Origin of the sequence: Arsenicicoccus dermatophilus (assembly GCF_022568795.1) — a bacterium.
GTDB lineage: Bacteria > Actinomycetota > Actinomycetes > Actinomycetales > Dermatophilaceae > Arsenicicoccus > Arsenicicoccus dermatophilus.
On the sequence record NZ_JAKZHU010000001.1, the window covers coordinates 367338 to 392697 of the forward strand.

Sequence of the window (25360 nt, forward strand, 5' to 3'; positions counted from 1 at the left end):
GTGCCCCGACCGAGGAGGGCGGTCAGCCGCGGGGCTTGACGCGCGCGGTCGCCGGGGCCGACCAGGGGTCCTCGGGCCAGGGGTGACGCGGGTAGCGCCCGCGCATCTCGGCCCGCACCTGCTGGTAGGGACCGCTCCAGAAGGACGCCAGGTCGTCGGTGATCGCGAGCGGTCGCTGCGCGGGCGACAGCAGGTGGAAGGTGATCGGCACCCGCCCGTCCACGACCGTCGGCGTCGCCGCCCAGCCGAAGCACTCCTGCAGCTTGACCCGCACCACCGGGCGACCGGTCGGGTCGTCGTGCGGGGGATAGGTGATCCGGGGGTGGTTGCCGCTCGCGACCTGGAGGCGCTCGGGGACCAGCTCGTCCAGGCGGGCGGCCTGCGGCCAGGGCAGCAGCCGTCGCAGCGGGTCGACGAGATCGACGGCGCCCCAGCGTCGTCCGCGGGCGACGGCGTCGATCTCGGGGGCCAGCCAGTCGTCGAGCCGTTCCAGCAGGGCCTCGTCGGACAGGTCCGGCCAGGGAGCGCCGAGACGGGCGTGCAGCAGCGCCAGGCGATCTCGCAGCGCGGTGGCGGCGGGGGACCAGGACAGCGCGGCGATCCCCTTGTCCCGCAGGTCATCCCGTATGGCGGCGTGCGCGGCCTCCGGCGTCGGGGGCACCGGGGTCGAGGTGAGCTCGATGGCGCCGATCGCCCGCACCGACCGGGCGCGGACCGTCCCTCCGGTGAGCGTGGCGCGGACCTCGTCGACGAGCAGGTGGGCGGCGGCGAGCTCCGCGGCGTCCTGGTCCAGGGCGGCGGCGCACCGGATCACGGCTCCGGTGCCCGACGCGACCCGCCCGCTCGCGCGGGCCACCTCCGCGACGGCCAGCCACAGCGCTCCCGCCAGCGGGCTGCCCTGGGGCAGGGCGGCTCTCGTGCCGCTCGCCAGGAGATAGGTGCCGCCGTCGGTGCGGCGGGCGACCCGCTCGGGGTGCGCGAGCGCCACGACCAGACCTGCGGGGTGGTCCGGCCCGGCGGCGGGGGTCGTGGTGGGGGCTGCGGCGGGGGAGCCGGACGACGCCGTCCTGGCCAGCCGGCGCACCTCGGCCCGCCATCGCGACGACGCGGGGTGCCCGGACCGCAGCTCCCGCACCAGCGCCGTCAGGTCGGCGCCCGGCGCGCGCAGGTCGTCGGACAGGGCGGCGACCACCTCGGCGGCGAGCTGCGTGCCCACGAGCGGCGATCCGTCGACCAGGGCGCGGGCGAGCCGCACCGGCACGGGTGCTCGCCCGAGCCGGTGCCCGGTCTCGGTGGCCGCACCCGAGGCGTCCACCGCGCCCAGGCGGCGCAGGGTGGCGACGGCGTCGGCCAGGGCGCGGGCCGGTGGGGGCGTCGGCAGCGCGAGGCCGACCCCGCCCGGCGTCCCCCAGCAGGCGAGCTGCAGCGCCGCGTCGGTGAGGTCGCTGGTCGCGATCTGCGGGGTGACGTGGGCGGGCATCCCGGCATAGGTCGTCTCGTCGTAGCAGCGCACCACGACGCCCGGGCCGAGCCGCGCGGCGCGACCGGCGCGCTGGTCGGCCGAGGCCCGCGAGCAGGTGACGGTGACCAGGCCGGACATGCCGCGGGCGGCGTCGCGGCGGGGCTCGCGCGCCAGGCCACCGTCGACGACGAGCCGCACCCCGGGCACGGTGAGCGAGGACTCGGCGAGGGAGGTGCTGACCACGACGCGGGGCGGGTCGCCCGGGACCCGGCCGCCCACCGCCCGGTCCTGCTCGCGCGGGCCCACCTGCCCGTGCAGCTCGAGCACCTCGGTGCCGTGGGCGATCTCGCGCAGGTGGGCGGCGACCCGCCCGACCTCCCAGGCGCCGGGCACGAAGACGAGCGCGTCCACCTCGGGGTCGCTCGCCAGCTCGGCCGCGTGCTCCTCGGCCGCCCGGACCGCCAGGTGCCGCAGGAACTCCCGGGACACCCCGCGCTCGTCGGTGCGGGGCCCGGCCGGGGGCGCCCAGCGCACCGTGAGCGGGTGCAGCGCGGACGGGCAGTCGACGACGGGCGCCGGCTCGTCCCCGCCCAGCAGCCCGGCGAAGGCCGCCGCGTCCACCGTCGCGGACATGGCCACCAGGACCAGGTCCTCGCGCAGCTGGCGCAGGTCGGTGAGCAGGCCGACGAGCAGGTCGGTCTCCAGCCCGCGCTCGTGCACCTCGTCCAGGACCACGGCGGCGGTCCCGTCCAGGGCGGCGTCGGCCAGGAGCCGGCGCAGGAGTATGCCGGGGGTGACCACCTCGACGAGCGTGCCGTCGCTGCAGCGTCGTTCGCCGCGGACGGTGTAGCCCACCAGGTCGCCCACCGGGGTCCCGGTCAGCGCTGCCAGCCGCGCCGCCGCCGCCCGCGCCGCCACGCGGCGCGGCTGGACCGCGACGACGCGGCCGACCAGTCCCTGCTCGGCGCAGTGCTGCGCGACCGCGGGGGGCACGAGGGTGGTCTTGCCGGTGCCCGGCGGCGCCTGGACCACGGCCACCCCGCCCGCGAGCGCGGCCCGCAGGTCGGCCAGCGCCGCGGCGAAGGGCAGCCCGGCCCCGATCGCGGCGAGGTCGAAGGAGCCCGGACCGGCGGCGCTCGTGGCGGCAGGGGTCACCTGCGCGGCCCACCGGCCGTCAGCGCCGGCACCACCGCGTCCCGCAGCAGCGGGGCAAGGTCGTCCGGCAGCGTGGATCCCATGTCGAGCCAGCGGATCTCGGCGATCTCGCCGCGCGCCTGCGGAGGCCCGGAGAGGTGGACCTGGTCGCGCGGCGCGACATACACCGTGGAGCGGACCTGGTGTCCGGGCTCGTTCGCCGCAGCGGCGGTGAACTCGTCCAGCAGCACGAGGGACTCGACGGGCACGACCACACCGACCTCTTCCGCGGCCTCCCGGGAGGCGCACCGTGCCGGGGTCTCCCCGGGCTCCAGCTTGCCGCCGGGCAGCATGAACCGCTCGGTCCCCTCCTTGCGCACCGTGAGCAGCCGACCGTCGTCGTCGAGCACGACGAGGGCGGCCACGGTGATGACGCCGTCGACGACGGCGGGGTGGGGCGCGGTCATGCCCGCAGGGTAGCTGTCCGGGTCAGCCGACGGTGACGGTCCGCGAGGTACCGGTGAAGGAGGTGCGGGTGCCGAGGGTCGAGCGGGCGTCCCCGTGGTGCACCAGCCGGTAGCTCCCGGCCGGGGCGTCCGCGGGCACCTGCCAGGTGACGGTGGCGGTCGACCTGGCGCCGCCCGCCCGCTGCCACCGGTAGGTCGTGGACACGTCGCCGTCGTCGGCCACGGTCTGCCACGCGCCGTCGACGAGCCGCTGCACCTCCAGGAAGGTGCCGCCGCGGCGCAGCGCGTTCTTGGGGTGCCCGGTGACGAAGACCGCTGCGACCGTCTGCCCGGGCCGCGCCGCCGCGGGCGGCTGGGTCAGCACGTCGCCGAAGGCAGCGCCCAGGGGTGCCTGGTCGGCCACGACCCCGGTCTGCCAGTCGGCCCTGAAGAAGGGCGGGTCGGTCGGGCGGGCCTTGTCCGGCGTCGGCCGACCGGCCTGCATCGCGGCGGCGATCTCCGACAGCTCCTGCTGGTAGGCCGGCAGCTGCCACCGCCCGTTCAGCGTCGAGCCGCCCTCGTACTGCTGGGAGTCGTACTCCTCCGGGGTGACCGTGTAGTCGTTGTAGTCCCCGGCATACGGCTGGAGGATGACGTCCGGCAGGTTCGCCCCGACCGTCTCGGCGATGGCGCGGCGCAGGCGCAGCCCGGCGACCGCCGAGATCTCGCCCGGCACCGTGGCGATGACCAGCTGGCCGAGCCGGATCGTCTGCAGCGGCACCACGTCCGGCGTGAGGCCGAGCGCGCCCGTGGCGACGAGCGAGGCCTTGGGGTGCTGGCAGGTCTTGACCTCCTCCGGCACGGGGGTGCGCAGGGCGTCGGCGACCGCCTGGATCGGGGAGACGAGCCCCTCGGTGAAGCCCGCGAGCGCAGGACCGTCCTCGGTCGAGCCGGCCGCCATCGAGGCGCTCACGGCGCCGCGGCAGGTGGTGTGCGCGCGACCGTCCCCGGTCCACCGCGGCGACACCGTGGTCGCGCCCAGGTCGACGTACCGCTTGCGGTGGTCGATCGACCCGGTCACCGGCACCGCGGGGGCGGGGGCGAGGGCTGCGGCGGCCTGGCGCCGCCCGAGGATCAGCGTGTTCTGGAGGGGGTCCTGCGTCGGGCCGGATCCCGGCCGGAGGTCGAGGTTGGGGGACTGGTCGCCCTCCGCCCCGGCGGCGAAGGCCGCGACATACGCCTGAGGATCCTGGTCGCGGTAGCGCACGCCGTGCAGGTCGTGCTCGACGTGGTAGGCCGCGTAGCCCTTGTTGTCCGGGGACAGCAGCGTGTTGGTGCTGGGCAGCGAGGTGGCGTGCACGGCGAACCAGTTGAGCAGGCCGACCTCCCGCCCACCCTGGCTGAACCGCAGCGTGACGCTCTCCGGTGCGCGGCCGTCCGGGAAGGGCGCGCGGTCCCCGACCGGGTTGCGGTCGAAGGCGACCTTGGAGCGGTTGACGTTGCCGTCGTCGAGGGTGCTGCGCGAGATGGTGACGGCGCCCGGCCGCAGGTCCTTGTCCGCGGCGACGAGGGACTCGACGATGCCGGAGGCGATGGCGTCCATCAGCTGGGGCTGGAAGCCGTTGGTCGCGAGGTTGTAGGCGACGTTCCCGCTGTAGCCACCGGGGCCCGCGTGGGTGTGGGTGCCGCTGATGACCACGTTGTCGCGACCGTAGCGGTCCGCCAGTCCCGCGGCCCGCAGTCGCCGCTGCACCTCCTCGTCCACGGACCGGAAGTCCATGCCCATCTCGGCGACGACGTAGGCGACCCGATGGCCCGCCTGGTCCTGCACCACGAAGGTGCGCGCCCGCAGCCGCTGCCAGATCCCGCTCGTCGTCTGCTCGGTCTTGGCGTAGCCCATCATCCCGTTCTCGGCGGCGGGGCCGGTGATGTCGGCGATCCCGCGCCCCACGAGGAAGCCCGCCTCGTCGGCCGCGCCCGCGGCGGTCCGGGGGCCGGCCCCCTGGTGGGCGGCCGGGGCCGACGCGCTCGCCGTGGGGGTGGCGAGCGCGGGCAGGGTCAGGGTGAGGGCGAGAGCCCCCGTGGCGAGGCGCGCAGGCATCATCGTCGTGCTCCCGTCGTGAGTGGCACGACCCTCGCACGCGGCGGGCGACCGGGCGAGAACCGTTGCAGGACGAATCGCCGCAGCCGGCAGGCGGTCCCGCGGTCACCGCCTGCCGTGCGACCCCGGGCTGCGGTGTCCAGGTCCGAGACGATCCCGGGTCCTCCGGCTCGTCGCAGGTCCCGACCCCGGTGCGCCGGACGGTCCGGTCAGGACCGTCCGGCAGGCTCCGGATCGCGGTGCAGGAGGAAGAACAACGGCTCGCTGCCCCGCAGGTCCATCAGTCCGAGCAAGGTGTCCTCGTCGACCCGCCGCAGGTGGTCGACGATCGGCTGGTGGTCGTAGGCGATGGCCGTCGACACCACGCCGCGGTGCTCCACCCGGCGCAGCCGCGCCCGCGGGCGGGTCGTCGCCAGCAGCGGCCGGGCCAGGCGCAGCGCCGTCGGGGCGAGCGGCAGCCGCAGCGTCCAGGGCAGCGCCTGGGCCACCGGCACCGGCAGTCGCAGCGGGTCGAGCTCCCACCGGTCGTCGCCGCCGCCCCAGACGAGGGGGTGCACGTCCTCGGCGGAACGAAGGTCCTTGCCCCACCAGCCCAGCCGCGTGAGCGCCCCGCCCAGCGGGTGGCCCGTGCGCACCTCGCTGCCGCGCCACCGGCCGAGCACCTCCGGGACGTCCAGGGGCGGCAGCGCGTCATACCGCTGCAGCGCCTGCCCGGGGGTGAGCGGCTGCTCGAGCTGGCGTGGCACGGTCAGGCGCGGACGCCGTCGACCGGGCGCCCGTCCTCGAGGTAGACGCAGCCGTCGGCCTGCAGGCCCACCGCCACCCGGCGGCGCACCCGCTTGCGCAGCAGGTCCAGCGCCTCGTCGACCGGCGCCCACCGGTGCTCGCCGATCTCCTCCTCCTGCAGGCGGATCCGCCGTGCGTCCTTGGCCGGCACGGTGCCGCAGTGGAAGAGGAACCGGATCGCCAGCGGCTCGTGCTCCTTGGCGGCCTTGGTGTCCACGACGACGAGCCGCCCGCTGTCGACGACCAGCCCGGTCTCCTCCCGCACCTCCCGGCGGCAGCCCTCCCAGGGGGTCTCGCCGTCGGCCTCCATGATCCCGCCGGGGATCGTCCAGCCGGACTTGTAGGTCGGCCGCAGGATCAGCAGCCGCCCCCGCTCGTCGAGCAGGATCGCGCCGCAGGACACGGGGACGGCGGGGGGTGACCAACTCATGGCGTCGATGGTATGTCGGTAACCGTTCCCTCACCTTTCGTGAGCTCCCGCCCGGTGCGCAGGTGGCTGGACCGGGTGGCCCGATCGGGCGGACCGGTGCGGACCGGCACGGCCGAGGGCCCGGCGACCTCGTGGGAGGGTCGCCGGGCCGCTGGGGGTCCGGTGGTCGGTGTCGCCGGCGGATGGACGTCTCGCCGCCGGCGACCCGCCGATCAGGCCGCGCTGCTCGCGGAGGCGGTGGGCTGGTCCTGGGGAGCCTGCTGCCCGGGCTGGCCCTGCTGGCCGGACTGGCCGGGCATCGCGCCCGGGCCACCGTGCCCGCCCGGGCCGCCGGGGCCGCCGGTGCGGACCTCGACGGTCTTGAGGTCCTGGGAGACCTCGACCATCACGGGCGACCCGGCCTTGGTGCCCATGACGTCGTAGGAGCCGTCGGGGTCCTTGCGCACCTCGCCGATGGTGATCGTGGCGTCCTTGGTCTTGACGGCGTCCTTGACCTTGGTGGCCTCGGTGCCGGTCACCGCGGTGTGCTGGTGCATCCCGCCGTGGCCGCCCCGTCCGCCGGGGCCGCCGGTGCGGACCTCGACGGTCTTGAGGTCCTGGGAGACTTCGACCATCACGGGCGACCCGGCCTTGGTGCCCATGACGTCGTAGGAGCCGTCGGGGTCCTTCTGCACGTCGCTCACGGTGACGGAGGCGTCCTTGGCCTGGACGGCGGCCTTGACCTTGGCGAGCTCGTCACCGGTCACCGCGGTGTGCTGGTGCATCTGGCGCGGGCCGCCCTGGTCCCGGGCGCCGGCGCCAGGTCCCTGCTGGGCCCCGGCCTGCGCGCTCGAGCTCGACGTCGACTGGGGCGTGGGGGTGGTCGAGGCGTTGGCGACAGCCGCCCCGCCGGCGATCATGAGCCCGGCAGCGGCCACCGCGGCGGCGGTGAGGATGCGGTTGTTCTCAGCCATGTTCACTCCTGGAGAGTCGGGTGCCGTCGGCACCGGCGGGGTGGTCCCGCTGATGACTACGGTGCGTGTCCGACCTGTCGGGAGGCTGTCAGGAGCGTGGGGTCTGCCTAGGGACCTCGGACGGGGGCAGGCAGTCCGTGCGCAGCGCCCCGTCGAAGATCGCGCTCGCGGCCGCGGCGTACTCCTCGGCGGTGACCCGCCCCAGCAGGGAGAACTGCATGACATAGCCCTGCATGAGCCCGGTGAGGGCCGGGGCGATCTGGTGGGCACGCCGCCGGGCGTCGGCGGGCCGTGCACCCTGCTGGCGCAGCCACGCGACGAGATAGGCCTCCACCGCCTCGCTCATCGAGGCGGACAGCTCCTTGGCCTGGCCCAGCAGGAGGTCTGGGGCGTGGGCTGCCACGCCCCAGACCTGCAGCAGCAGCCCGCCCCGCAGCCACTCGTCGGGGAGGGACTCGAGCAGTACGGCGAGCGCCTCGGTGGGCGCGGGCACGGGGGAGCGCTCGGCCAGCTCGGTCATGAGGTCCAGCCGTCCGGTCATCACGCTGCGGACGATGTCGGCGACCAGGACGTCCTTGCCCTTGTAGTAGCCGTAGATGGCTCCGGCGGACAGGCCCGACTCGGCGATGATGTCCGCCATGGTCAAGGCGGCCAGGCCCTTGGTGCGCACGACCTCCATGGCGGCGCCCTGGATGCGCTCGCGCATGGCGGCCCGGTGCTCGTCGGTCACTCTCGGCATACCGTCCAGATTAAAAAAGAATGTTCGTTCTTGACAACCCCGCCACCCGTCCGCAGCATGGAGAACGAACATTCGGTTTTGAGGCCCACCCCTCCAGGAGATCCCATGGCCACCGCCACCCGGGCCACCACGGCCCGACCTCACATCCACTCCACCTGGAACGCCACCCTGCGCACCACCCTCGCGGCGGCCGCCGTCGTCACCCTGGTCCTGCTCGCGTTCGCCTGGCCGACCTACAGCGCCAAGGTCAAGGACATGCCGATCGCCGTGGTCGCCACCGACCGGCAACGCGCCACCCTGCAGGACCGGATCGAGCGCGCGGGCGGCGCCTTCGAGGTGCGGTCCGTGCCGGATCGCCAGGCGGCGGTCGACGCGATCGAGCGACGCGAGGTGTATGGCGGGATCGTCCTGCCCGCCGGTGCTCCCGGCGGCATGGAGGTCCTGACCGCCACCGCCGGCAGCGGACCCGCCACCCAGATGCTCACCGGTCTGGCGCAGAAGGCCGGCGCCGAGCAGGTGCAGGCTGCCGGCAACGCCAGGATGGCGGCCGTCCAGGACGCCGCCCGGCTCGGGGCCCAGGCGGCCGCGGCCCAGGCGTCCGCGACCACCCTCACCCAGACCGCCCAGGCGCTCTCGCTCAACCCCGCCTCGGCCGCCCAGGCCGTCGCGATGAAGCAGCAGGCGGCCACCGCGTCCACCACGGCGGCTGCCCTCGCGCGGCGCGCCCAGGCCGCCCAGACCGCCCTCGCGGCGGCGCCCGCCTCCCACGTCACCGTGACCGACGTGGTCCCCCTCTCCGACAAGGACCCTCGCGGTCAGGGCTTTGCCGTCGCGGGTCTGCCGCTGGCCATGGGCGGGATGATCGGCGGTCTGCTCATCTCCACCCTCCTTGTCGGGTGGAAGCCCCGGCTGGTCGCCGTCGCGGGCTATGCCGTGCTCGGCGGCCTGCTGCTGGCGCTCGTGCTGCACGGGTGGTTCGGCTTCCTGCAGGGCAGCTTCGGGATGGCCTGGCTCGTCTGCGCACTGGCGATCGGGGCGACCGCGGCCTTCATCACCGGCGCGCAGTCGCTGGTCGGCAAGCCGGGCATCGCGCTCGGCGCCATCGCGACGATGTTCGTCGGCAACCCGCTGTCCTCCCTGGCCATGCCCAAGGAGTGGCTGCCGGGGGCGTGGGGCGAGATCGGCCAGTGGTTCGTCCCCGGCGCGGCCGGCACCCTGCTGCGCAACGAGTCCTACTTCCCTCGCGCCGACGGCAGCCACGCCTGGATCGCGCTGCTGTGCTGGCTCCTCGGCGGCGTGGCGCTGACCCTCGTCGGGCGTCACAAGTACGACGAGGTCGTGCACATGGAGGGCTACACCGAGCCCGACTGAGCGTCCCCGGCCTACGGCGGGACGAGACGGGGAGCCGCGCACCAGGACGGGTGCGTGGCTCCCCGTCGTCGGGCCCGGGTGGCCCCCGAAGGGGTGCGGAGCGCCGCGGTCCTTGCCCGAACCCTCAGTCATCCATTACTGTCGGTTATGCGAGGGGAGTACTTCCCAAGTCTCGACCCGGTCATTACGGCGGTCCGTTCCGCCCCGGGCGAGCGCCCCGCGAGGGGTGAAGGAGACCTCAGACACTGCCTGTCTGACCCCTCGAGGAGTCTTGATGAGCCCCGCGCTCTCCTTCCCGTCCACCCCGGCCGCGGCCGACCCGCTCGACAACCTCGGCACCATCGGCACCCCCACCCTGTGGGCCCTCACCATCGGCGGGATCCTGGCCCTGCTGGCCGTGGACTTCCTGGTCACCCGCCGCCCCCACGCCGTGGGCATGCGTGAGGCGCTCGGCTGGTCCGCGTTCTACATCGCGATCCCGGTGGCCTTCGGCGCCTGGGTGTGGGGCCGCCACGGCAGCGAGCTGGGCGTCGAGTACTACACCGGCTACCTGGTGGAGAAGACGCTCTCGATCGACAACCTGTTCATCTTCATGCTGCTGCTGACCGGTTTCGCCGTGCCCAAGGCACTGCAGCAGCGGGTGCTGCTCGTCGGCATCGCCGGCGCGCTCGTGCTGCGCGGCATCCTGGTCGCGCTCGGGGCGACGCTGATCGCCACCTTCTCCGCGGCCTTCCTCGTCTTCGGCCTGATCCTGGCCGTCACCGCCGTCAAGGTGCTGCGCGACGCCCTGGCCGACGATCACCAGGTCAGCACGGACGACCAGCCGATCGTCCGCCTCGTCCGCCGCTTCCTCCCCGTCACCAGCGACTACCGCGGCAGCGCGATGACCGTGCAGGAGAACGGTCGTCGCGCCGTGACCCCGCTGCTGCTGGTCGTCCTCGCCATGCTCGGCACGGACGTGATCTTCGCGATCGACTCGGTGCCCGCCGTCTACGGCATCACCGGTGACCCCTACCTCGTCTTCGCCACGAATGCCTTCGCCCTGCTGGGCCTGCGCGCGCTGTACTTCGTCCTCGAGGGCGCGCTGTCCCGCCTGGTGCACCTGTCCTACGGCCTGGCGACGATCCTGTTCTTCATCGCGACCAAGCTGATCCTGCACTGGGCGCACGGCGTGTGGGCCTGGGTCCCCACCGTCCCGACGCTCGCCAGCCTGGGCGTGATCGTCGCGATCCTCGCCACGGTGACCGCCACGAGCCTGTGGGCGACTCGCGGCTCGGCGGGCGGAGCGGATCGGGCGGACGTGACCGACCGTCAGCCCGAGACGGCCGAGCTCTGCGCCTGACCGCCCCCGTCGTGGCGGGGCCGCCGCGGCAGGGGCGGCGCTCTCAGAGGTAGCCGCGCATGGTCTGCAGGGCGCTGCGGCCGTAACCGCCGCCGAAGAGGATGGCGTGCACGAGCAGCGGCGGCAGCTGGTACCACCCCACCCGGTCGCGCCAGCCCTCGGCGAGCGGGAAGGCCTCGTCGTAGGCCGTGAAGACCTCCATCCCGAAGCCGCCGAAGAGCTGCATCATCGCCAGGTCGACCTCGCGGTGCCCCCAGGACGCCGCGGGGTCGACCAGCCACGAGCGGCCGGTGCGGTCCACGAGCCGGTTGCCGCCCCACAGGTCGCCGTGCAGGAGCGCCGGCGGCTCGACCGGTCCGCACAGCTCGTCGGCCCGGGCAGCCAGCCGGTCCACGAGCGGCAGCGCCGCGGGGTCGAGCCGGTCGGCCCGCACCGCGCGCTCGGTCAGGGGCCGGATCCGCCGCTCCACGAAGAACTCTCGCCAGTCCGCGGTGGGCGTCAGGTCGACCGGCTGGGAGCCGATGAAGCCAGCGAGTGCCTCGTCGATCGCGCCGAAGGTCGGGTGGGTGGTCCGGTGCAGCTCGGCCAGCGAGCGACCGAGCTCTGCCTCGGTATGCCGCTGCGGGCGGCCCTGGTCGATCCACTCCAGCACCAGGCCGGTCCGGTCGGCGCGCAGCACCCGCGGCACGCCCAGCGCGGCGGGCACGTGCTCGCGCAGGATCGCCAGGCCGGCGGCCTCCCGCTCGAACAGGTCCGGCCCGGGTCGGTCGCGGGTCTTGAGGAAGAGGGGGCCGTCCGGCGTCTCCAGGCGGTAGGCGCGGGCGATGTCGCCGCCGCTCACGGGGGTGGCGCTGCGGACGTCGATCCCGGCGACGAGGGCGGGCGGGAGGGTGGGGAGGCGCATGTCCTCGTCATACCTCCTCGGGGTGCTCGGCGGGCAGCGCCACGACGGCGGGCGGCCTCGCGCCCGGTCGGCGGGTGCGAGGCGGTGCGCGGGCTCAGGCCAGGGACAGGAAGAGCTTCTCCATGGCCGCGAGATCCGCCTCGCGGTCGGGGTTCTCGGTGGTGAGGCACTGCTGCAGGCCGGTGGAGATCAGCGCGAAGCCGGCCCGGTCCAGGGCCTTGGAGCAGGCGGCGAGCTGGGTCAGGACGTCGCGGCAGTCCCGGCCCTCCTCGATCATCCGGACCACCGCCGCGAGCTGGCCCTGGGCGCGGGCGAGGCGCTTGCGGACGGGGTCGAGGTCGTCGGGGTCGAGCTGCACGGGGTGTCTCCTGGTGAGCGGGTGCGGGGTGGTCAGCGGCCGAGCAGGCGGGCGAGGAAGCCCGATCCGGTGGCTGCGCCGGTCTGGTCGCCCGGCTGACCGCCGGGCGCCGCGGCGTCGCCGTGGCCGGGGCACCACCGGTCGGCGGGGACGGAGCCCTTGACGTGGTCGACGTGGCGGCCGCACCCGGCCCAGGTCGTCCGGCCGCAGGTCTGGCAGGTCACGGGACGGCACATGTCAGGACTCCTTGCCGGGGGTGCGGGCGAGGTCCCCGACCCGGTCGATGTCGCGCTGGGGGTCGACGACGGCGACCTGTCCGTCGTGGACGAGATGGCTGCGGTCACCGTGGGATCCGGTCTCGGCGGAGACGATGCCGGGCACGCGAGCCTCCTGCTGGTCGTGGGCGTGCGGTCGGGCGGAGGGGGAGAGCCCGACCGCACGCCCACGACGTTAGCACATACCCCAGGGGGTATGTCAGAAAAGCTGCGGCACGTTCCCGATCGCCACCCCGGCGGCCACCAGCACGAGCAGCACGGCGAAGGCGCTCTGCAGGCGGGCCTGGCCGACCCGGCGGCCGAGTGGTGCGCCGAGCAGGGTGCCGACCACCGCGAGCAGCGCGAAGGGCAGGATCACCGACCAGTCCACGACCAGGCCCCCCGCGGCGCGAGCGGCCAGCGACGTGGCGGCGTTGAGGGCGATGACGAGCAGCGAGGTCGCCACCGCCGTGGTCATCGGCAGACCCAGCACCAGCGTGAGCGTGGGCACCACCACGAAGCCGCCGCCGACACCGAAGAAGCCCGTCAGCAGGCCCACCCCGGTCGCGGCGGCGATGCGGACCGGCCAGCCGCGCGGCTGCGGCGTGGCGCCGGCGGTCCTGCCGCGAGATCGCCGGCGCCACATGAGGGCCGCGACGAGGAGCAGCAGCGCGGCGAAGGAGGTCATCAGGATCGGGCCGGGCACCTGCGTCGACAGGCGGGACCCGACCAGGGCGCCGGCCGTGCCGAGCAGGCCGAAGGTCAGGCCGTCCGCGACGCGCACCTCGCCCGCCCGCAGTCGCGGGAGGAGGCCGACCAGCGAGGACAGGCCGACCACGATCAGGGAGCCGGTCGTCGCCGCCGCGGGGGCCAGGTGGAGCAGGTAGGTCAGGATCGGGACGGTGAGGATGGCACCGCCGCCACCCAGGGCGCCGAGCAGCAGGCCCACGAGGACGGCGAGGGGGATCAACCATGGGGTCACAGCCACAAGCATACCCCAGGGGGTATACGGTGGTGTCATGAACGTCGTGATCATCGGGGGCGTCGCCGCCGGCATGTCCGCCGCCGCCCGCCTGCGCCGCCTGGACGAGTCCGCCCGCATCACCGTGGTCGAGCGCAGCGGCCACGTGTCCTTCGCCAGCTGCGGGTTGCCCTACCACGTGGGCGGGGTCATCCAGGAGCGGTCGGCGCTGCTGCTCCAGACCCCCGACGCGCTGCGGGCGAAGTTCGACCTTGACGTGCGGGTGGGGACCGAGGCCGTCCGCATCGACCGGGAGGGTCGGCGGGTCGTCATACGGCACCTGGAGTCCGGCCAGGAGGAGGAGCTGCCGTACGACGCCCTCGTGCTGGCCCCGGGGGCCCGTCCGGTGCGGCCGCCGATCCCGGGCATCGAGCGGGCGCTCGCGCTGCGCGACGTGGAGGACACCGACGCCATGGTCGCCGCGGCCCGGGGGGCGCGCACCGCGGTGGTCGTCGGGGGCGGGTTCATCGGGCTGGAGGTCGCGGAGAACCTGCTGCACCGCGGGCTGGCCGTCACCCTCGTCGAGGCGACCGCCCAGGTCCTGGCGCCGCTCGACCCCGAGATGGTGGCGCCGGTGCACCGCGTGCTGCGCGAGGCCGGCATCGACCTGCGCCTGTCCACCTCGGTCACCGCGATCGGCGAGGACGCCGTGCAGCTGTCGACCGGCGATCACGTGCCCGCCGACGTCGTGGTCGCCGCGATCGGGGTGCGCCCCGAGACGACCCTCGCCGAGGCGGCCGGGCTGGAGCTGGGGGAGCGCGGCGGGATCCTCGTCGACGACCGGCTGCAGACCTCCGACCCGGCGATCTATGCCGCGGGCGACGCGGTCGAGAAGCGCGACGCCCTCGACGGGTCCGACGTGCTCGTCCCGCTCGCCAACACCGCCAACCTCCAGGGCCGCCGGATCGCGGACGTCATCGCCGGGCGGGAGGTCTCCGACCGACCGGTCCTCGGCACCGCCGTCGTCGGCGTGCTCGGCCTGCAGGTCGCCACCGTCGGCTGGAGCGAGAAGCGACTGCGCGCCGCCGGCCACGAGCCGCGGATCATCCACACCCACCCGCTCAACCACGCGGGCTACTACCCCGGCGCCACCGCCCTGGCCCTCAAGCTGCTCGTCGACCCGGAGACCGACGCGATCCTCGGCGCCCAGGCCGTCGGGCGCGAGGGCGCGGACAAGCGGATCGACGTCATCGCGACCGCCATGCGCGGCGGGCTGACCGCACGCGAGCTGGCCGAGCTGGAGCTGTCCTACGCACCGCAGTTCGGATCGGCCAAGGACCCGGTCAACATGCTCGGCTTCGTCGACGAGAACCTCGCGACCAGGCTGGAGGTCACCGTCCAGTGGCACGAGGTCGCCGCCGCGCAGGAGGCGGGCGAGGTCGTGCTGGACGTCCGCACGCCCGAGGAGTTCGCGCGCGGAGCGATCCCGGGGGCGGTCAACATCCCCGTGGACGAGCTGCGCTCGCGGGCGGACGACGTGCCCGAGGGCGACCTGATCGTGCACTGTGCCGTGGGGATCCGCGCCCACGTGGCCGCGCAGCTGCTCGGCCAGCAGGGTCGGCGGGTGCGCAACCTGGACGGCGGCTACACGACCTGGGCGGCCGCCACGGGTGCATGACGGGCCCGCGTCGTGGGCGCGCCTCGGCGGTCTGAATCGGGTTGCAGGGCGAGACGGACCGCTGGGACCCGAGCGGATCACCCGCCGGCGAGCCGGCGCGCGAGCGACCGACTCGCACCGAGCTCCCTCAGCGGCGAGGGATCAGGCGAACCACCGGGTCGGCGGCCCGGTGACCAGGAGCCCGGAGAACACGACCGCCAGCGCCACCACCGCGGCGACGCCCGCGGCCACCGGGTGCCGCAACGCCCACCCCACCAGCCGCTCCAGCGGGCCCCGCGCCGCGTCGTGCAGCAGGCGCCAGTCCCCGGCCACGAGGCCGCGCCGCTGCGCCGACCGCTCGAAGGGCACGGTGGCGTAGGGCAGCACGGCCGACCCCAGGCCCACGAGCAGGTCCCTTACGCCCCACCGGTGGTCGATGGCGATGAGCACGGTGACCAGGGCATAGGCGAGGAAGACGAACCCGTGCACCCCGCCACCGATCTGCGTGGCCCGGTCCAGCCCGGCGCCGTGCTTCAGCGCCATACCGAGGAGCAGCAGGGTCCAGGTGACCATCTCGGCGCGAGCCAGGGCGGAGTGGAGACGAGCGGGGCGGGCGAGGCGCACGGCGACACCTTCCGGTGCGGGGACGGGGCCTTCATCCTCCCAGCCCCGCCGCCCCCGCCCACGGAACGGGGGAGGGCTCAGCGGGCAGCCAGGCGCAGCACCCGGCCCGGGTCGACGGCCCGGGTGTATGTCGTCCCGGCGGGCCGCACCTCGACGTGCAGGTCCGGCCCGTCAGCACGCTCCACGCCACTCATGCCCGACAACCCGAGCAGCTGGCCGTTGCGCACGACCTGCCCGTTGCGGACCGCGAGACGGGACAGGTGGCCCAGCACCACGTCGGTGCGACCCGCCCGCAGGATCAGGCGGTTTCGCCCGTAGGCGCTGCCCATCGTGCGAGGGCCGACGAGCGCGACGCCACCAGAGCCTGCATGGATCGGTGTCCCCACCGGCATGTCCACGTCCACGCCGTGGTGGATGCCGCCGCGCCAACGGCAGGCCGCGGCCTTGCGGTACCACGGACTCGGGTTGCAGCCGAAACCGATCATCACCGGGTGCGCTCCGGCATACCACGGGCTCGTGAAGCACCGCCGGTCACTCGTCCAGAAGCGCTGCACCCCGCGCCAGGTCGTGCTCGTCACCGGGCAGCGCCAGGCGCCGGCGGCGGGCCCGGGCGCGGCCTCGGCCGGAGGAGCAGCAGCGGGTATGGCGAGGACGGCGGCAGCGACGGCCGCGACGGCATGACTGGTGCGGCGCATGATCGACCCCCACGTCGTGGGCACGTCGCACGCGTGCCCCGTGCCGACGACGGTAGGTGACGGAGGGACGCGAGGGGGCCGTTCGGTGCGAGGACCGCACTCTCGGCCCACTCCATCGACACCGGGAGCGGGAGGGGGTGGCTCGGGAGTCAGCGGTGCTCGGGCGCGGGGGCGGCGGTCTGGCTCCCGGGCAGCGGACGGGTGACCAGCTCGGCCGGCGTCGCCGCGACCGGACGGTTGAGGGTGGCGGCGGGTGGGGTAGGAGATCCTGGTCGTCCTACCGCCGCACGTCAGGAGACCTCATGCCTCGCCGCCCCCTCGCGTCCGCTCCCGCGGCGCCGCCCGCCTGGCTGGAGGGTGTCGTCCTGGTCACCGGCGCCTCGTCCGGCATCGGCGCCGCCCTGGCCCGCGAGGCCGCGCCCACCGCCTCGACGATCGTGCTCGTGGCCCGTCGCCGCGAGCGGCTGGAGGCGCTCGCGGCCGAGCTCGCGACCGTGGACCGGGCCGGTCGCGCGCCGCTCGTGGTCGACGTCCGGCCCGCCGACCTGTCCACCCCGCAGGGGGTGCACGGCCTGGCCGAGGAGGTGGGTGCCGCCCACGGCCACGTCGACGTGCTGGTCAACAACGCCGGGTTCGGCGACTACGGGCTGCTGGAGGAGGCCGACCCGGAGCGGATCGCCCGGCTGGTGGCCGTCAACGTCACCGCCCCCACCCTGCTGACCCGCGAGCTGCTGCCCGGCATGGTCGCCCAGGGGCGGGGGGCCATCCTCATGGTCGGGTCCAGCGCCGGCCAGACGCCGATGCCGGGCGCGGTGGTCTACTGCGCGAGCAAGTACTTCGTCAACGGGCTGTCCGAGGGCCTGCGGGCCGAGCTTGCCGGCACCGGGGTGACGGTGACGCAGCTGGCGCCGGGCCCGGTCGCGACCGAGTTCGACGAGGTGTCCGGGATGGACCCGCTCACGAATGCCGCGGGCTTCGCCCGGATCTCGGCCGAGCAGTGTGCCCGCGAGGCCTGGGCGGGGCTGCAGGCCGGCGCGCCTCTCGTCTATCCCGGCGCCGTGCTGCGGGCGTCGATGCGGGCCAGCACCCTGCTGCCGCAGCCCGCGCTGCGACCCGCCCTCGCCCGCCTGGGGCAGCAGATCCGTCGCGACTGCGGTCGCTGAGCACCGGGAGCCACCATGACATCGCTGACCGACGAGGAGCTCGCCTTCCTCCACGAGGTCTTCGAGGCGGCGCGCGCGGGTCGCGTCGACCTCGTCGTGCCGCTGCTCGACCAAGGCCTGACCCCCAACCTCACCAACGCCAAGGGCGACACCCTGCTGATCCTCGCCGCCTATCACAAGCAGCGGGACATGGTGCGGGCCCTGCTCGAGCACGGCGCCGACCACGCCCGGGTCAACGACATGGGCCAGACGGCCCTCGGCTGCGCGGTGTTCCGCCAGGAGCCGCAGATCGTGGCGGACCTCCTGGCCGCGGGGGCGGACCCGGACGCCGGGGGACGGAGCGCCCGCAGCGTCGCCGAGTTCTTCCGGCTGGAGGAGATGGCCGCGCTGCTGCCTCCCGCCGGCGGCGCCGCCCCCACCCCCGAGGCCGCGGTTCCCGAGGACGGCCGCGAGAGCTGACGGTCAGGGCCGGCTCGCGGGCAGCGGCACGATCTCGCTGCGGACGACCCGCCCACCGGCCAGCTCCAGCAGCCCATAGGTCCCCACCGGCTGGCGGCGGCGGTCGGTGGGGGAGCCGGGGTTGAACAGGTGCACCGGGCCCTCGGGCTCATCCAACGGGATGTGCGAGTGGCCGTGGACCACCAGCCGCGCCTGGGGAAAGCGCCTGTGCATGCGTGCCGCTCGCCCGCCCCGCGGCCCGGCGTCGTGGATCATCGCGACCGGCACACCACCGAGCTCGAGCTCGAGCGACTCGGTCGCGCCCCAGGCTGCGACGTCCGCGCCGTCGTTGTTGCCCAGCACCACGTGGACCGGGGCGGATGCCGCGAGCGTGTCCAGCACGGACGGCTCGCACACGTCGCCGGCGTGCAGCACCAGGTCGGCGGCCGCCAGCGGCTCCCGCAGGCCCTCCGGGAGGGCCTTCCAGCGACGGGGCGAGTGGGTGTCGGCGAGGACCAGGACGCGCATGCGGCGAACCTACCCGGACGACTGTCGTGGTCGGGAGATGACGACTGTCACGGGGCGATCCACCTGCGCGGCAGCAGGCTCGAGGACATGGACACCAAGACGCCCTCCTTCCTCGCCCTGGCCGTCACCATGCTCTACGGCGTCGGCTTCGCCGTGATCCACGTCGACGGCTACGCCGCGATCGGCGGGGTCGTCGTCGCCCTGATGTGGATGGCCGTGGGCACCTTCGGTCGGGACGCGCGCCGGTGCGAGCGCGACCTGCGCCGCCGCGAGCGGTCCCGGTCCGCGGCCTCCACCGCCCCCAGACGGCAGTCGCGCAGGTCGGCGCCGAGCAGGTCGGTGCGGTCCAGGGTCGCGCCGGTCAGGTCGGCCCCGATCAGCAGGGCTCCGCGCAGGACCGCCCTGGTCAGGTCGGCTCCGTGCAGGTCGACTCCGGCGAGATCGGCGTATGCCGAGATCCTGCGTCCCCCACGCCCTCTCGCCCGACCGCCCCGTGCCGTGACCCCCGACCGCAGCGCCGCGCTCGCCCGCACCAGCAGCGGACCGGCCTGTCCCTGCAGGGACCTCGCGGCCTCGGGCGTCAGCTCCGGGGCCGGGGCGGCGGCCAGACGACCCGCCCGCTCCGCCAGCACCGTCACCTCCGCGAGGAGCTCCGGCGGCAGCTCCTCGGCGTGCCGCTCGACGAGATCCCGGGCATACCAACGCACCTCGTGCACCAGCCGCATCACCTCGAAGGCCGCGAACATCTCCGGCGCCAGGTCGGGGGAGTCCGCCCAGGTCCTCCCGGCATACGTCACCTGGACCACCTGCTGACCCGCCCCGAAGCACTCGAACACCGTGCACCCACGCCAACCCTCCGCTCGCAGCCGGTCGTGGACCCCGCAGGAGTGGTCGGCGCCCAGGTGACGGCAGGGCACCGCGGGCGGCTTGTCGACCGGGAAGTCGCTCGACCGGGCGAACGGCAGTGCGGTGCAGCACAACCCGGCGCAACGGCCGCAGTCCGCGCGCAGCTCGTCCGGATCTGCCATGACGTCACCCTAGGCCGTGTGGCATGGTGGGTCCGGCGGCGCGGTCCAGCGCCCAGCCGGCACCAGGACCCCAGCTCCGGTGCGACGGCGAAGGGGAGCGCATCCTCGGACCACGCGAGCCGATCCGTCGTTCACGTCCGGCTGCGTCGGCAGGCTGGGGATGCGGCACGCAGCCCGAGGTGACCATGACCGACGATCGTGACTTCAAGGACCTGGTGCGGGCGCGGATGCGCGAGACCGGGCAGCGTTACACCGCAGCGCGCGCAGACCTGCTGGCTGCCGCCCCGGCCGGTCCGAGCGCCGCCGACACCGCAAGCACCCCCGACGGCGAGCAGATCCGCCAGCCCGACCCGGTCCACGACGCCGCGCGCCTGGATCACGAGCGCGTCGTCGCGCGCTTCCTCGACGCGGACGGGCGGCTGCGCTTCTTCCCCGCGCGACGCAAGGCACGCACCCACGTGCTGCTGCAGCTGGTGCGCCTCTTCGAGCCCGGCGAGGAATATGCCGAGAAGGAGGTCGACGCCCGCCTCGTCGCGGTGCACGACGACTTCGCGTTCTGGCGACGCGAGCTCGTGGACTACGGCTACCTGCACCGCAGCGCGGGCCGGTACCGGCTCGCGGCCGAGGTGCCGGAGCGGGCGGCCTTCCTGCGCGACGAGATCCCCGCCTGGGAGGCGGTCTGGCTGCCGGGCTACCTCGCCGGCCGCGGCTGAGCCGCGGGCGCGCGGGGCAGGGGCCACAGGGTGCTCGGTGGCTGCGGCCGAGGGCGCTCAGCGGTGCGCCAGCCACCAGGCGAGCCCGATGCCGGCCACAGCGACCGCTCGGCGGACGGTCCGCTCCGGCACGTGGTCCTGGAGCGCGGCGCCCAGGTGCCCGCCCGCCACGCACCCGAGGCCGAGTGCCACGGCCGCCCACCAGTGCACGACCCCGGACAGGGCGAACAGCACCGATGCCACGAGGTTGGTGACCGCCAGCAGCACCGACTTGAGGATCATCGAGCGGGCGAAGGTCTCCGTCGACGTCAGGAGCGCCACGGCCAGATAGATGGTTCCCGCGCCCGCGCCGAAGTATCCGCCGTACGTACTCATCCCCAGGACGCCCGCGAGATAGACCCAGCGCGGGGCCGTCCGCCCGCCCTGCGCCGCCCGCAGCCGCGGCGACAGCAGCACCAGCACCGAGGCGACCAGCACCAGCCAGGGCACCACCGCCTCGAAGGATCCCTGGCCCCCGGCGAGCAGCAGACCACCACCGAGGAGGCCGCCCAGCGCCGACAGACCCAGCTGCGGCAGGAGGTCCCGTCGCCCGCCCTCCAGCAGCGTGGACGTCGACCGGGCCGCCGCGCCCGCCCCGATGCCGACCAGGCCGATGGTCTGGCTGACGTTGGCGGCGACGGGGGACAGGCCGGCCGCGAGCATCGCCGGGAAGGACACCAGCGAGGCCATGCCCGTGAGGAAGCCGACCACCCCTGCCCCCATGCCGGCCACGACCAGCAGCAGGAAGGTCGACAGCGTCATACCGGCAGCATCGCAGACGACCTCATCCACCCCGCCCGAGGTGGGCCGGGCGGCGCCGCACCCGCCGTGACCAGGGAACCCTTCAGGCTGTGCTCAGCCGTCTGGTGAGACCGTGAGCACGGTCGGGGCCGCATCCCCCTCGCTGTCCTCGCGGCCCCGACCACCGTCTCGGAGCAGCGGAAGGGACCGAGGTGACCAGCACGCGGGTCGACGTGCCCGCCCCGCAGCGGTCCTCCTCGCCGCCTAGCCTGGCTCGTATGACGAGCCGCAGCGTCCTGCTCACCCGCCTCGGGCGGGCGTCGCTGCGCACCCGGATCCTCGTCGTCACCACCCTCATGGGTGCCCTGACCCTGACCGTGGCGCTCGCGGCCTACGCCCTCACCCTGGACCGGATCCTCTACGTCTCGGCCACGGCGGAGGCGTCCGACCGGGCGCAGGACGTCGCCGCCGAGCTCGCCGACGGTCAGACCGCCCAAGAGGCGTTGGCGGGTGCGCCCACCAACGGTGCCCTCGTGCAGCTCGTCGACCGGGCAGGGACGGTGATCGCCAGCTCCGACCCGGCGGTCGCCGACCAGCAGGTGGCCGACCTGCACCCCAGACCCGGGCAGACCCTCACCACCCAGGTGGACGGCGTGCAGCCCGACCCCAAGGACCCCTATGCGGTCGCGGCGCGCGGGCTCGCCCGGCCGACCGACGGCGCCGTGACGGTGCTCGTGGCTTCCCCGCTGCAGGTGGAGACCACGCTGGTCAAGGGGGCCACCGCCGCCCTCGGCTGCCTGGCCATGCTGCTGCTGGGCGGCTTGCTGTGGCTGATCGGCCGGGTCCTGGCGAGCGCCCTGGGCAAGGTCGAGCAGATCCGCGTCTCGGTGGCCGCGGTGGAGGCCGCGGGGTCGGTGACGCGGGTCCCCGTCCCGTCGGGCGGGGACGAGATCGCCCGCCTGGCCGAGACGATGAACGCCATGCTCGACCGCATCCAGCGGGCCGACGCCTCCCAGCGCGCCTTCGTCAGCGACGCGTCGCACGAGCTGCGCAGCCCGCTGACGACCATCCGCACCGTGGGGGAGACCTCGCCCGGCGGCATCGACGAGGAGGGCCGCCAGGTGGTGCTCGCCGAGACCCTGCGGATGCAGTCGCTGGTGGAGGACCTGCTGACCCTGGCGCGGGCCGACGACCCGGACCGCCGGTCCGCGCGGGAGGACGTGGACCTGGACGAGGTCGCTCTCGTCGAGGTGCGCCGGATGCGGGCGACCAGCGGGTTGACGGTGACCGCCCAGGTCGAGCCGGCTCGGGTCGTCGGGGACGCACGTCAGCTCACCCAGGTGCTGCGCAACCTCATGGACAACGCCGCCCGCCACGCCGCGACGGGCATCCGGGTGCGGCTCGCACGCGTCGACGACCTCGCCCTGCTCACGGTCGACAACGACGGCGCCCCCGTGCCGCCGGGCCAGCGCGAGGCGGTCTTCGACCGGTTCGCGCGCCTGCAGGACGCCCGGGACCGGGACTCCGGGGGCAGCGGGCTGGGGCTGGCGATCGTGCGCGCCCTGGTGACCGGGCACGGCGGCACCGCCTTCGCGACCGAGGCCACCGACGGGTGGTGCCGTTTCCAGGTCGAGCTGCCCCTGCCCGGGGAGGACCGAGCCGTATGCCGACCCAGGTCTCCTCAGTCCGCCGCCGACGTGGCCCGCAGCTGGTAGCCAGCGCCGCGGAGGGTCACCAGCGAGTGCACGCCGAAAGGTGCGTCGATCTTCTTGCGCAGGTAGCCGACGTAGACCTCGACGACGTTGTCGCCACCTTCGTAGCCCGGATCCCAGACGTTGTCCAGGATCTCGGCCTTGGACACGGCGTCGCCCTGTCGGCGCATCAGGAAGTGCAGGAGCGCGAACTCCTTGGCGGTCAGGGTGATCGGGGTCCCAGCGCGGGTCACGGCGTGTCTCGCGGGGTCCAGCTCGAGATCGCCCGCGCGCAAGACCGTGGGCCGCTCCGGCGCGCCTCGGCGCACGAGCGCCCGCAGCCGCGCCACGAGCACCACGAAGCTGAAGGGCTTGGTGAGGTAGTCGTCGGCCCCCAGGTCGAGGGCGTCGGCCAGGTCGTACTCCCCGTCCTTGGCGGTGAGCATGAGCACCGGTGTCCACACGTCGGCGGCGCGCAGGTTGCGGACCACGTCGTAGCCGTGCCGGCCGGGCAGCATGATGTCCAGGACGATCACGTCGTAGGCCTGGTCGGTCGCCAGGAACTGCCCGGTGACCCCGTCGTGCGCGACGTCGACCACGAAACCCTCACGGGTGAGGCCGCGGCGGACGGCCTCGGCGATGTTGACCTCGTCCTCGACCAGCAGGACCTTCATGCGGCACCTCCTTCGTGCCCCACCACCGTAGGCCACCGAGGCCGGCGGCCCGCTGTCACGACGTCGTGGTGCGAGGTCGACATGATCCATCACGAGGCCGTGGGACGAGCCGCGCTCGGGGCCCTGGTCGGCACCCTGTCGGTCGCGGCCTCGTGGACTCGCGTGCACCTCACCTGCACGATGCGACATGCGCGGGCGCACTTCGGGGCAGCGACGGGCGCGGGGTGGACGTCAACGGCACGACGGACCCCGACTACCAGGACGTCGCCTACCTCGCCTGGACGCTGGCCATGTGCTACCAGGTCTCGGACACCGCCATCACCACGAAGTGGGTGCGGCGGCTGGCGCTTCGCCACGCGATCGTGAGCTATCTGGTGGGGGCGGTCGTCGTGGGCACGACCCTCGACCTGGTGGTCCAGATCGCCTCGACCACACTGGGTGGCGGGGGCGGCTGAATCTGAGATCGCGCCAGGTCGCGTCCCCGGATGGAGCAGCCGACCACGAAGCGGGAACAGGTTTCGCCAGGTTGTGCCCACGACGACGCTACGCACGGGTAGCAAGGAGTTGCTGTGCGAGGTCAATTCCGCCCCATTCGGGTGGAAAGTCTGTTTTGAACGTTAATCGCCCTGGTCAGAGCACCTGTACGGCGCAATGGTGAGCAGGTCATTCCTCTTGCGCCTCCAGAGCGCAAACTCGCTGAAAGGCACCCGCCGTGCGCGCTCGTCCTCTTCCTGTAACACTCGCGCTGGCGCTCAGCGCCGCATCGACCATCGGTGGCCTCACGGTCGCTCCGGCCGCCCACGCCGACGACCGGGCCGAGGCCCTCATCACCAGCACGTTCCCCACCCGCGAGATCGCCTTCTCCAACCACGGCGAGGCGCGTCCGGCCTATGTGGGTCTGGACCTGGATGGCGACCGTGAGGTGGACCGCTGGGCCTACTGCATCGAGCCGGACGTCCCGCTGTCCGATGGTGTCCTCAACCGGGAGAAGCGGCTGACGACCTACCAGCTCAGCAACTACAAGATCGCCGACAAGGGCCGGCTGCGCTGGGTCATCGACCACGGGTTCGGCTCGGCCAGCATGTCCACGCTCGCCGACAAGATCGGCGTGGACATCTCCGACGCCAGCTCGACGAAGGTCCAGTCGGCCATGGTTCACGCCACCGCGGCCGCCGTCTGGCACTTCTCCAGCGGCCTCAACGTGAGCAAGAACTTCACGTTCGACTCCCGGACCGTCGGCGAGGCCAAGGTCACCAACGAGGTCTTCACCAAGACCTACGAGTACCTCCTGAAGGCGAGCAGCTCGTCCACCAACGGCATGTTCGTGTGGGACACCCTCCCGGACGAGGGGCGCTCCCAGGGCGTCATCGACATCCACCCCGACAAGCCGGTCCCCACGCCGAAGCCCACCGAGACGCCGAAGCCGACCCCCACGGAGACGCCGAAGCCCACCGAGACGCCGAAGCCCACGCCCCCGTGCCCGAAGCCGGAGCCGTGCCCCACCGACACGCCCACTCCGACGCCCACGGACACGCCCCCCTGCCCCAAGCCGGAGCCGTGCCCCACCGACACGCCCACTCCGACGCCCACGGACACGCCCCCCTGCCCCAAGCCGGAGCCGTGCCCCACCGACACGCCCACTCCGACGCCGACCGACACGCCGTCGCCCGAGCCCACCAAGACCGGTACGCCGACCCCGAAGCCGACCGACACGCCCACCAACCCGGGCCCGACGGTGACGGCTCCGTCCGTCGTCGTGCCGCCGGCCCCTGAGGTCGAGGTCATCTGCGGCCCCGACAACGACCGCGTCATCACCGGTGCCACCCCCGGTGTCGACTGGGTCATCTCCGACTGGAGCAAGGGTTCGATCACGGTCGTCGCCAAGCCGCAGCCCGGCACGAAGTTCGACAAGTCGGCCAAGACCTCCTGGACCTTCACCGACCAGAACACCCCCTGTTCGCCCGAGGTGCCGACCAACCCCAGCACCCCGGACGTGCCGATCTTCAACAGCGGCCTGTGATCCCAGCAGCTGACTGACGGGTGTGCCCCGGGCCGACCGGCCCGGGGCACACCCGTCACGGCTACCTGCCGTGCACGACGAGGGGCCTGACGCCATACGGCGTCAGGC

27 protein-coding genes are annotated in these 25360 nt (G+C 74.2%); 9 read left to right on the forward strand and 18 right to left on the reverse strand.

All coding sequences use genetic code 11. From position 1 onward, the window contains the following. Window positions 1-22: 22 nt before the first annotated feature. The 7 genes from hrpB to MM438_RS01775 form a co-directional block, all read right to left on the reverse strand. Entirely contained in the window at window positions 23-2617 is a 2595-nt protein-coding gene (gene hrpB, locus MM438_RS01745) for an ATP-dependent helicase HrpB (protein WP_241450073.1), read from the reverse strand. Beyond that, window positions 2614-3063 carry an NUDIX hydrolase gene (locus MM438_RS01750; RefSeq protein WP_241450074.1) on the reverse strand — a complete coding sequence of 150 codons (450 nt, stop codon included), beginning with the start codon at window positions 3061-3063 and terminating at the stop codon, window positions 2614-2616. The genes hrpB and MM438_RS01750 overlap by 4 nt, the downstream gene beginning before the upstream one ends. Before the next feature lie 22 nt (window positions 3064-3085). Next, on the reverse strand, window positions 3086-5146 hold the full coding sequence (locus MM438_RS01755) for a neutral/alkaline non-lysosomal ceramidase N-terminal domain-containing protein (protein ID WP_241450075.1): 2061 nt from the start codon (window positions 5144-5146) through the stop codon (window positions 3086-3088). 206 nt (window positions 5147-5352) lie between these two features. Beyond that, window positions 5353-5889: a DUF4334 domain-containing protein gene (locus MM438_RS01760; protein ID WP_241450076.1), complete on the reverse strand. Its 537-nt coding sequence runs from the start codon at window positions 5887-5889 to the stop codon at window positions 5353-5355. Between the two features lie 2 nt (window positions 5890-5891). Then, window positions 5892-6359: an NUDIX domain-containing protein gene (locus MM438_RS01765; protein WP_241450077.1), complete on the reverse strand. Its 468-nt coding sequence runs from the start codon at window positions 6357-6359 to the stop codon at window positions 5892-5894. Window positions 6360-6571: 212 nt separating this feature from the next. Beyond that, entirely contained in the window at window positions 6572-7312 is a 741-nt protein-coding gene (locus MM438_RS01770) for a hypothetical protein (protein ID WP_241450078.1), read from the reverse strand. Between the two features lie 88 nt (window positions 7313-7400). Beyond that, window positions 7401-8051 (reverse strand): TetR/AcrR family transcriptional regulator, encoded by a 651-nt coding sequence (locus tag MM438_RS01775; protein WP_241450079.1) that lies wholly within the window; start codon window positions 8049-8051, stop codon window positions 7401-7403. A gap of 105 nt (window positions 8052-8156) precedes the next feature. Here MM438_RS01775 and MM438_RS01780 point away from each other — a divergent pair, with 105 nt between their 5' ends. Together MM438_RS01780 and MM438_RS01785 are read left to right on the forward strand one after the other, a co-directional pair. Then, window positions 8157-9422: an ABC transporter permease gene (locus tag MM438_RS01780; RefSeq protein ID WP_241450080.1), complete on the forward strand. Its 1266-nt coding sequence runs from the start codon at window positions 8157-8159 to the stop codon at window positions 9420-9422. Between the two features lie 274 nt (window positions 9423-9696). After that, window positions 9697-10764 carry a TerC/Alx family metal homeostasis membrane protein gene (locus MM438_RS01785; RefSeq protein WP_241450081.1) on the forward strand — a complete coding sequence of 356 codons (1068 nt, stop codon included), beginning with the start codon at window positions 9697-9699 and terminating at the stop codon, window positions 10762-10764. Window positions 10765-10807: 43 nt separating this feature from the next. Here MM438_RS01785 and MM438_RS01790 read toward each other — a convergent pair whose 3' ends face one another. The 5 genes from MM438_RS01790 to MM438_RS01810 all read right to left on the reverse strand — a co-directional run bounded on the left by MM438_RS01790 (window position 10808) and on the right by MM438_RS01810 (window position 13262). Then, on the reverse strand, window positions 10808-11668 hold the full coding sequence (locus MM438_RS01790; protein WP_241450082.1) for a fructosamine kinase family protein: 861 nt from the start codon (window positions 11666-11668) through the stop codon (window positions 10808-10810). A 94-nt stretch (window positions 11669-11762) separates the two neighbouring features. Beyond that, on the reverse strand, window positions 11763-12026 hold the full coding sequence (locus MM438_RS01795) for a metal-sensitive transcriptional regulator (protein ID WP_241450083.1): 264 nt from the start codon (window positions 12024-12026) through the stop codon (window positions 11763-11765). 32 nt (window positions 12027-12058) lie between these two features. Continuing rightward, window positions 12059-12262 (reverse strand): hypothetical protein, encoded by a 204-nt coding sequence (locus MM438_RS01800; protein ID WP_241450084.1) that lies wholly within the window; start codon window positions 12260-12262, stop codon window positions 12059-12061. Window position 12263: 1 nt separating this feature from the next. Continuing rightward, on the reverse strand, window positions 12264-12407 hold the full coding sequence (locus tag MM438_RS01805; protein ID WP_241453514.1) for a hypothetical protein: 144 nt from the start codon (window positions 12405-12407) through the stop codon (window positions 12264-12266). A 93-nt stretch (window positions 12408-12500) separates the two neighbouring features. Beyond that, window positions 12501-13262 (reverse strand): sulfite exporter TauE/SafE family protein, encoded by a 762-nt coding sequence (locus MM438_RS01810; RefSeq protein ID WP_241450085.1) that lies wholly within the window; start codon window positions 13260-13262, stop codon window positions 12501-12503. A 37-nt stretch (window positions 13263-13299) separates the two neighbouring features. Here MM438_RS01810 and MM438_RS01815 point away from each other — a divergent pair, with 37 nt between their 5' ends. Beyond that, window positions 13300-14919, forward strand: coding sequence for an FAD-dependent oxidoreductase (locus MM438_RS01815; protein WP_241450086.1), 1620 nt, complete (start codon window positions 13300-13302; stop codon window positions 14917-14919). A gap of 141 nt (window positions 14920-15060) precedes the next feature. On the opposite strand, the gene MM438_RS01820 is transcribed toward MM438_RS01815, so the two are convergent. Beyond that, entirely contained in the window at window positions 15061-15522 is a 462-nt protein-coding gene (locus tag MM438_RS01820) for a DUF3817 domain-containing protein (RefSeq protein WP_241450087.1), read from the reverse strand. A 77-nt stretch (window positions 15523-15599) separates the two neighbouring features. Continuing rightward, window positions 15600-16217, reverse strand: a complete 618-nt coding sequence (locus MM438_RS01825) for a M23 family metallopeptidase (protein WP_241450088.1) — start codon at window positions 16215-16217, stop codon at window positions 15600-15602. 302 nt (window positions 16218-16519) lie between these two features. On the opposite strand from MM438_RS01825, the gene MM438_RS01830 reads away from it, so the two are divergent. Together MM438_RS01830 and MM438_RS01835 are read left to right on the forward strand one after the other, a co-directional pair. Then, complete coding sequence (locus MM438_RS01830; RefSeq protein ID WP_241450089.1) at window positions 16520-17380, forward strand: SDR family NAD(P)-dependent oxidoreductase; 861 nt, start codon at window positions 16520-16522, stop codon at window positions 17378-17380. Between the two features lie 15 nt (window positions 17381-17395). Continuing rightward, the gene (locus MM438_RS01835; protein ID WP_241450090.1) at window positions 17396-17839 is read left to right on the forward strand and encodes an ankyrin repeat domain-containing protein; all 444 of its coding nucleotides are present in this window, start codon (window positions 17396-17398) and stop codon (window positions 17837-17839) included. A gap of 3 nt (window positions 17840-17842) precedes the next feature. Here MM438_RS01835 and MM438_RS01840 read toward each other — a convergent pair whose 3' ends face one another. Both MM438_RS01840 and MM438_RS01845 read right to left on the reverse strand, forming a co-directional pair. Beyond that, complete coding sequence (locus MM438_RS01840; RefSeq protein WP_241450091.1) at window positions 17843-18346, reverse strand: metallophosphoesterase family protein; 504 nt, start codon at window positions 18344-18346, stop codon at window positions 17843-17845. Between the two features lie 170 nt (window positions 18347-18516). After that, on the reverse strand, window positions 18517-19374 hold the full coding sequence (locus tag MM438_RS01845) for a pentapeptide repeat-containing protein (RefSeq protein WP_241450092.1): 858 nt from the start codon (window positions 19372-19374) through the stop codon (window positions 18517-18519). A gap of 185 nt (window positions 19375-19559) precedes the next feature. Here MM438_RS01845 and MM438_RS01850 point away from each other — a divergent pair, with 185 nt between their 5' ends. After that, window positions 19560-20087: a DUF2087 domain-containing protein gene (locus MM438_RS01850; RefSeq protein ID WP_241450093.1), complete on the forward strand. Its 528-nt coding sequence runs from the start codon at window positions 19560-19562 to the stop codon at window positions 20085-20087. 57 nt (window positions 20088-20144) lie between these two features. Here the strand turns inward: MM438_RS01850 and MM438_RS01855 are convergent, their stop codons facing one another. Further along, window positions 20145-20888 (reverse strand): TSUP family transporter, encoded by a 744-nt coding sequence (locus MM438_RS01855; RefSeq protein WP_241450094.1) that lies wholly within the window; start codon window positions 20886-20888, stop codon window positions 20145-20147. Window positions 20889-21145: 257 nt separating this feature from the next. Between MM438_RS01855 and MM438_RS01860 the strand changes: the two genes are divergently transcribed. Next, window positions 21146-22582, forward strand: coding sequence for a sensor histidine kinase (locus MM438_RS01860; protein WP_241450095.1), 1437 nt, complete (start codon window positions 21146-21148; stop codon window positions 22580-22582). On the opposite strand, the gene MM438_RS01865 is transcribed toward MM438_RS01860, so the two are convergent. Continuing rightward, the gene (locus MM438_RS01865; RefSeq protein WP_241450096.1) at window positions 22549-23232 is read right to left on the reverse strand and encodes a response regulator transcription factor; all 684 of its coding nucleotides are present in this window, start codon (window positions 23230-23232) and stop codon (window positions 22549-22551) included. The genes MM438_RS01860 and MM438_RS01865 overlap by 34 nt on opposite strands. Before the next feature lie 152 nt (window positions 23233-23384). Here MM438_RS01865 and MM438_RS01870 point away from each other — a divergent pair, with 152 nt between their 5' ends. Together MM438_RS01870 and MM438_RS01875 are read left to right on the forward strand one after the other, a co-directional pair. Continuing rightward, window positions 23385-23687 (forward strand): DUF1345 domain-containing protein, encoded by a 303-nt coding sequence (locus MM438_RS01870; protein ID WP_338155489.1) that lies wholly within the window; start codon window positions 23385-23387, stop codon window positions 23685-23687. 257 nt (window positions 23688-23944) lie between these two features. Further along, entirely contained in the window at window positions 23945-25252 is a 1308-nt protein-coding gene (locus MM438_RS01875) for a Cys-Gln thioester bond-forming surface protein (protein ID WP_241450098.1), read from the forward strand. Window positions 25253-25360 lie beyond the last annotated feature (108 nt).

What these genes read in the sequence shown, in the direction of transcription:
- MM438_RS01845 (WP_241450092.1), bottom strand. Translation starts at nt 19,374, where the DNA reads ATGGCAGATCCGGACGAGCTGCGCGCGGACTGCGGCCGTTGCGCCGGG.
- MM438_RS01840 (WP_241450091.1), bottom strand. Translation starts at nt 18,346, where the DNA reads ATGCGCGTCCTGGTCCTCGCCGACACCCACTCGCCCCGTCGCTGGAAG.
- MM438_RS01780 (WP_241450080.1), top strand. Translation starts at nt 8,157, where the DNA reads ATGGCCACCGCCACCCGGGCCACCACGGCCCGACCTCACATCCACTCC.
- MM438_RS01770 (WP_241450078.1), bottom strand. Translation starts at nt 7,312, where the DNA reads ATGGCTGAGAACAACCGCATCCTCACCGCCGCCGCGGTGGCCGCTGCC.
- MM438_RS01825 (WP_241450088.1), bottom strand. Translation starts at nt 16,217, where the DNA reads ATGCGCCGCACCAGTCATGCCGTCGCGGCCGTCGCTGCCGCCGTCCTC.
- MM438_RS01800 (WP_241450084.1), bottom strand. Translation starts at nt 12,262, where the DNA reads ATGTGCCGTCCCGTGACCTGCCAGACCTGCGGCCGGACGACCTGGGCC.
- MM438_RS01830 (WP_241450089.1), top strand. Translation starts at nt 16,520, where the DNA reads ATGCCTCGCCGCCCCCTCGCGTCCGCTCCCGCGGCGCCGCCCGCCTGG.
- MM438_RS01755 (WP_241450075.1), bottom strand. Translation starts at nt 5,146, where the DNA reads ATGATGCCTGCGCGCCTCGCCACGGGGGCTCTCGCCCTCACCCTGACC.
- MM438_RS01775 (WP_241450079.1), bottom strand. Translation starts at nt 8,051, where the DNA reads ATGCCGAGAGTGACCGACGAGCACCGGGCCGCCATGCGCGAGCGCATC.
- MM438_RS01790 (WP_241450082.1), bottom strand. Translation starts at nt 11,668, where the DNA reads ATGCGCCTCCCCACCCTCCCGCCCGCCCTCGTCGCCGGGATCGACGTC.
- MM438_RS01865 (WP_241450096.1), bottom strand. Translation starts at nt 23,232, where the DNA reads ATGAAGGTCCTGCTGGTCGAGGACGAGGTCAACATCGCCGAGGCCGTC.
- MM438_RS01860 (WP_241450095.1), top strand. Translation starts at nt 21,146, where the DNA reads ATGACGAGCCGCAGCGTCCTGCTCACCCGCCTCGGGCGGGCGTCGCTG.
- MM438_RS01850 (WP_241450093.1), top strand. Translation starts at nt 19,560, where the DNA reads ATGACCGACGATCGTGACTTCAAGGACCTGGTGCGGGCGCGGATGCGC.
- MM438_RS01855 (WP_241450094.1), bottom strand. Translation starts at nt 20,888, where the DNA reads ATGACGCTGTCGACCTTCCTGCTGCTGGTCGTGGCCGGCATGGGGGCA.
- MM438_RS01815 (WP_241450086.1), top strand. Translation starts at nt 13,300, where the DNA reads ATGAACGTCGTGATCATCGGGGGCGTCGCCGCCGGCATGTCCGCCGCC.
- MM438_RS01750 (WP_241450074.1), bottom strand. Translation starts at nt 3,063, where the DNA reads ATGACCGCGCCCCACCCCGCCGTCGTCGACGGCGTCATCACCGTGGCC.
- MM438_RS01765 (WP_241450077.1), bottom strand. Translation starts at nt 6,359, where the DNA reads ATGAGTTGGTCACCCCCCGCCGTCCCCGTGTCCTGCGGCGCGATCCTG.
- MM438_RS01785 (WP_241450081.1), top strand. Translation starts at nt 9,697, where the DNA reads ATGAGCCCCGCGCTCTCCTTCCCGTCCACCCCGGCCGCGGCCGACCCG.
- MM438_RS01835 (WP_241450090.1), top strand. Translation starts at nt 17,396, where the DNA reads ATGACATCGCTGACCGACGAGGAGCTCGCCTTCCTCCACGAGGTCTTC.